The 5076-nt window shown below is 56.1% G+C and carries 7 protein-coding genes; 1 reads left to right on the forward strand and 6 read right to left on the reverse strand.

Translation table 11 applies throughout. The features are described from left to right. Window positions 1–51 precede the first annotated feature (51 nt). From Q0Z69_RS16515 to rpmH, 6 genes are all read right to left on the reverse strand, one after another. Window positions 52–534, reverse strand: a complete 483-nt coding sequence (locus Q0Z69_RS16515) for an RNA polymerase sigma factor (protein ID WP_298035499.1) — start codon at window positions 532–534, stop codon at window positions 52–54. A gap of 114 nt (window positions 535–648) precedes the next feature. Continuing rightward, window positions 649–1461, reverse strand: coding sequence for an RNA-binding cell elongation regulator Jag/EloR (jag, locus tag Q0Z69_RS16520; protein WP_298035500.1), 813 nt, complete (start codon window positions 1459–1461; stop codon window positions 649–651). 13 nt (window positions 1462–1474) lie between these two features. Beyond that, entirely contained in the window at window positions 1475–2638 is a 1164-nt protein-coding gene (gene yidC, locus Q0Z69_RS16525) for a YidC/Oxa1 family membrane protein insertase (RefSeq protein ID WP_298035501.1), read from the reverse strand. A gap of 294 nt (window positions 2639–2932) precedes the next feature. Further along, window positions 2933–3142, reverse strand: a complete 210-nt coding sequence (yidD, locus tag Q0Z69_RS16530; protein WP_298035502.1) for a membrane protein insertion efficiency factor YidD — start codon at window positions 3140–3142, stop codon at window positions 2933–2935. Continuing rightward, window positions 3139–3483: a ribonuclease P protein component gene (gene rnpA, locus Q0Z69_RS16535; RefSeq protein ID WP_298035503.1), complete on the reverse strand. Its 345-nt coding sequence runs from the start codon at window positions 3481–3483 to the stop codon at window positions 3139–3141. Before rnpA ends, yidD begins: the two co-directional genes overlap by 4 nt. 116 nt (window positions 3484–3599) lie before the next feature. Next, a complete protein-coding gene (rpmH, locus tag Q0Z69_RS16540) occupies window positions 3600–3740 on the reverse strand; it encodes a 50S ribosomal protein L34 (RefSeq protein WP_021751147.1) in 141 nt (46 codons plus the stop codon). A gap of 371 nt (window positions 3741–4111) precedes the next feature. Between rpmH and dnaA the strand changes: the two genes are divergently transcribed. Continuing rightward, on the forward strand, window positions 4112–5076 hold a 965-nt coding region (gene dnaA / locus Q0Z69_RS16545; protein WP_298035504.1), incomplete at its 3' end, for a chromosomal replication initiator protein DnaA.

Here is a 5076-nt window from a genome sequence, read left to right on the forward strand (position 1 = left end):
CATCGGATCACCGTGGAAGAATGGACCTGGGAAAAGGTCCGCCGGTACAGCTCACGCATCCTTCCACACCTCCTTCAATTCCTGCTTCAGCAGCTCTCTGGCTCTGGACAGCCGGGTCGTCACCGCCGACTGCCGCAGCCCCAGCAGCGCCGCGATCTCCTTGGTGGACAGCTCCTCATAGTAGAACAGGTCCAGCACTGTTCGGTATTTCTCCGGCAGGGCCATCACCGCCTCATATAACTCCCGCTCCTCCGGCTTGTCGAACACCGGCAGGTCCGGAATGGATTCCAGCGGGACCCGCCGCTTCCGCCAGGGGCTTTTCAGGGCATCTTTACAGACGTTGACGGTAACTCGGATCAGCCAGCGGCGCAGATGTTCCCCACTCTCAAAGGGCTTTTCCGCCGTGTAAAGGCGCAGAAAGACCTCCTGCACCGCATCCTCCGCGTCCTGGGGAACGCCGAACTGATGAAGGGCAATGCGGTACACCATGTCCTGGTACTGTCCCACCGCGTGTTGAAATGCACTTCGATCCATGATCTTCTCCTGTTGTTTTGAAAGCTTTCACTTATCATACGATATGAGACCGCCTTTTGTCACGAAAAGCAAAAAAGGATCTGCCTGAAAAATTTCAGGCAGATCCTTTCATATTTACTTCTTCTCACGGTCATAGGCCACGATGACCCGGCGGTTGGGGTCCACGCCGGTGGAATACGTGGTCACATTGGGCACGTCCTGCAGCGCCGTGTGGATCACATGGCGCTCATAGGCGTTCATGGGTTCCAAGGTCACGCTGCGGCGGTATTTGACCACCTTCCCCGCCACCTTTTTCGCCAGGTGCTGCAGGCTCTGCTCCCGCTTCTCCCGGTAGCCCTCAGCGTCCAGCTGGACACGGACTCGGCCGCCGGTGCGGTTCACGGCATAGCTGGTCAGCTGCTGGATGGCATCCAGGGTCTCGCCCCGGCGGCCGATCAGCGCGCCAAGATTCTCGCCCTCCAGAAAGACCTTGTAACGGCCCTTCTCCGGCTGGTAGACCTTGACGGCGGCGCTGCTCTCCATCTGGGACAGAAGGCCGGTGAGAAATTTTTTGATGGCCTGGGCCTTCTCGTCGTCCACTTCCTCCCCCAGATCCTGAACGGGCGCGGCGGGTTTTTCAGCCGGCTTGGGCTTCTCCGCTTTGGCCGGAGCAGTCTTCTTCTTTTTCTCCGGGGCTTTTTTCACCTCTCTGGGGGCGGCGGGTTCCGCCGCAGGGGGCGGCGCAGGCGGAGCGACCACAGGCTCCTCATCCTCCGGTCCGTAGCTGACCCGCACCTTGGCAGGGCAGCTTCCCAATCCTAAAAAGCCGGATTTCGCGCGTTCCAAAATCTCAACGGACACATCGTCCCGGTCCAGGCCCAGCTGCGCCAGCGCCTTGCTGATGGCCTCGTCCTCGGTCTTGCCCGTCACATCGATAAACTCTCTCATAACGGCTCCTCAATCATTCATAACGGTCTTCTTTGTAAGAGCGCCCTCTGGCGTATGGACGGTCGCCCACACGGCCGGCCTCGGTGGTGCTGGTTCTGGCCTTCTGGGCTTTGGCGGCCTTGGCCTGCTGGGCGGCGCGCTGCTTTTCCTTCAGTGTCTGCTTCTGAACGACCTGCTGCTTGCGCTCCTCCTGCAAACGCTTGGCCTCCTCCTGCCGCCGCTGGCGGTCCGCCTGGATGGCCTCATACCGGGCATTCTCTTCCTCTTCCAGCTTTTTGTTGTAAAATTTACCCATGAAGATCTCCTGGACCAGAGAAATCACGCTCTGAGCGATCCAGTAGACACCCAGTGCGGCGGGCATCATAAAGGCGATATACACGGAAAACAGCGGCATCATGTACATCATGGACTTCATGGAATTGCCGGCGGCTCCCTCCTGCTGGGGCTGCTGCTTCATGGTGACACGGCTCAGCAGCAGCTGAGACACGCCCGCCAGGATGGGGATCAGGATCACGCCGATGATGGCCCACTCCGGCTTGAATGCCTTCACGGCGTTCCAGGGATTCGCCGCCAGGTCCAGGCCCAGGAAGCTGTAATCCATATTGATCCAGCCGTCCACACTGCTGCCGAACTCCGGCAGATTGTTGCTGATGGAGGTCACCAGATTGATCTGACCGTAAGGCTGCAGCTGGGTGATGCCGTTTTTGACCACAGCCGCGCCGGTGCTCTTATCCATCATCACGATGGAGGACATATCCAGTCCAGCGGCAGTGGCGGCGTCCACCGCCTTCTGCACCACTTCCTGCGACAGCATCATAAAGTGCGTGATGGGCTGACGGATGATGGAATACAAGGCCAGCAGGATAGGCAGAGGCAGAAAACTCCACAGGCAGCCGCTCATAGGGCTGACGCCCTCTTCGGCATAGAGCTTCTGCATCTCCTCTGCGTATTTCGCCTGGTTGTTGGCGTATTTTTTCTGCAGCTCCTGCATCTTGCCGGACATCCGGTTCATCCGCATCATGCTCTTCTTGGATTTCATCTGGAAGGGCAGCATGATGAGTTTGATGACCAGCGTGAACAGAATGATAGCCACGCCGTAGGAACTGGTCAGATCGTAAAATAACCGGACCAGCCAGGCAAAGGGGATACAAATGTAGTATCCAAGTGTCGAAAACATATCGCTTCCTCCAAATTTAAGATCGTCAAGGTGATCTCTTCCCTATTTTTCCGCTCATGCTTGTAAAAACAGAGGTAAGAAAAAATCTGGTTTCCCCGATGCTTTTGCCAAAGGCAAAAGAAAATTGAGATCATTTTGTCAGAAGGCCCTTCAGAGAGGCGTCTCCCGCCTCACGGAACAATTTACCTTCTTTACCTGACAAAACCCTGACCCTGCCGCCCTAAGCGGCATGCACCAATGACCGGCGCCACTGGCAGCGGGAAAGTTCGAGGGGGATCCTTCTCCCCGTCGTGATCAAGGCACTGGATCATACCCGCCCTTGTGAAACGGATTGCAGCGCAGGATCCGCTTGAAGGCCAGCCAGCCGCCCTTGACGGCTCCGTACTTTTCAATGGCCTCCAGTGCGTACTGAGAGCAGGTGGGGATGTAGTTACAGCAGCGGGGACGGTAGGGAGAGATGGCCTTTTGATAAAAGCGCACCAGCGCTATCATCAGCCGCTTCATAGCTTTCCCTCCAGCAGATCCAGCTTCCGGCACAGCCGGAGGAAGGAATCGTTCAGCTCCTGCCAGGGCATGTCCACCGTGCGGCGGCGGGCCACCAAAATGATATCGTAGCCCATGCGGAGCTTGTCCCCATTGAGCCGGTATACCTCCCGCAGCCGCCGTCTGGCCCGGTTGCGGGCCACGGCGTGCCCCAGCTTCACCGACGCGGTGATGCCCAGCCGGTTATGTCCTAACCGGTTTTTCCTGCAGTACACCACCATGCCGCCGCTGACAGCGGACGCGCCTTTTTGATACAGCCGCCGGAACTCATGATTCGCTTTCAGTGTGACCGCTTGTTTCATCGCATTCCCCGCCTTGCCGTTCTGAACAGAAACTCAACGAGGGACGGAGGAATCTCTCAAAATTCCCGCCGTCCCTGAAGACGTCTGTTCAAGTGTCTCCCGCGCTTCCGTTTCGCTTAGTAGGACAGGCGGGCGCGGCCCTTGGCGCGGCGACGGGCCAGGACCTTGCGGCCGTTGGCGGTAGCCATTCTCTTGCGGAAGCCGTGGACTTTCTGGCCATGCAGCTTCTTGGGCTGATAGGTACGTTTCGTTGCCATGTTGAGACACCTCCTGTCAAAATTCCAGCCGCTCTCCGGCGGCTCTTACTCGACACCGCTCTGTAAAAAAGCGGCGCAGTAAACATTCTTCAGCGTTTTGACGCGTGGATTAGTATACCATTTTCCGAAAAAGGTGTCAATAAAAATTTAAAATTATCCCCGCATCTGCTGTTTTTCTCTGATTTTTCAATAAAAAAATAAAACTTTTCAAAATGTAGTGGGAAACTGTCGGAAAATCTCTACATGTAGTTTTATTTTCTACCGTAATTTCCAATGCTTATTATTAGAATAAGTGTTGCTTCTTTTTCACTTTTTTGCTATAATATGTGATGTTGTTTTGTCTATTTTTTACCAGAGAGAGGTGTGTGTTTTTGAATTCTGTCGCTGACGTGTGGGACAATGTCCTGCAACAGCTCAAACGAGATCTTTCGGAAACGACCATTGCCACCTGGTTCGATGAACTGGAGGCCGTGGATATCCAGGGCAATACATTCATCCTGCACTGCGCCAACGATTTTAAAAGGGGTTATATCGAATCCCTGTTTTTAAAGAATATCAAGGCTTCCCTCCACGACATCTTCTCCATGGAGTTTGAGGTGCAGATCCTGGACGACGATGCCTTCCGCCAGCGGACCAGCTCCAACGACAAGCGGCCAAGCGACCGCTTTACCTCCGATGAATTCACCTTTGAGACTTTTGTGGTGGGTCCTTCCAACAAACTGGCCTACGCCGCTTCTATGGCGGTGGCGGAGCATCCCGCCCAGAACTACAATCCCCTGCTGATCTACGGCGACTCCGGCCTGGGCAAGACCCATCTGATTTACGCCATTGCCAACGTCATCCGCCGCACCACGCCATCCTCCAAGATCGCCTATGTGAAGGGCGATGACCTGACCAACGAACTGGTAGACGCCATTCGGGAGGGCAAGACCGCCGAAATGCGGGAGAAATACCGTCAGGCGGATCTGCTGCTGGTGGACGACGTGCAGTTCATCGCCGGCAAGAAGCAGACCCAGGAGGAATTTTTCCATACCTTCAATACCCTGTATGAGTCCGGCCGGCAGATCGTTCTGACCTCCGACCGTCCCCCATCTGAGATGACCCTGCTGGACGACCGCCTTCGTACCCGGTTCGAGTGGGGCCTGCTGGTGGACGTGGCGCCGCCGGATTTCGAGACCCGTCTGGCCATTGTAAAAAATAAAGCCGCCCTGCTGGGTATGGAGCTGCCGGACAAAATTTCCGCCTACATCGCGGAAAACGTCACCGCCAACGTCCGCCAGCTGGAGGGCACCATCAACAAGATCCTGGCCTACAAGGACCTGCTGGGCAACGATGC

Source organism: uncultured Dysosmobacter sp., assembly GCF_947631165.1.
Classification (GTDB): domain Bacteria; phylum Bacillota; class Clostridia; order Oscillospirales; family Oscillospiraceae; genus Oscillibacter.

Bases quoted from the DNA above. Each gene is read 5' to 3' on its own strand.
- Q0Z69_RS16515 (WP_298035499.1), bottom strand. From the start codon at position 534: ATGGATCGAAGTGCATTTCAACACGCGGTGGGACAGTACCAGGACATG.
- jag (WP_298035500.1), bottom strand. From the start codon at position 1,461: ATGAGAGAGTTTATCGATGTGACGGGCAAGACCGAGGACGAGGCCATC.
- yidC (WP_298035501.1), bottom strand. From the start codon at position 2,638: ATGTTTTCGACACTTGGATACTACATTTGTATCCCCTTTGCCTGGCTG.
- yidD (WP_298035502.1), bottom strand. From the start codon at position 3,142: ATGAAGCGGCTGATGATAGCGCTGGTGCGCTTTTATCAAAAGGCCATC.
- rnpA (WP_298035503.1), bottom strand. From the start codon at position 3,483: ATGAAACAAGCGGTCACACTGAAAGCGAATCATGAGTTCCGGCGGCTG.
- rpmH (WP_021751147.1), bottom strand. From the start codon at position 3,740: ATGGCAACGAAACGTACCTATCAGCCCAAGAAGCTGCATGGCCAGAAA.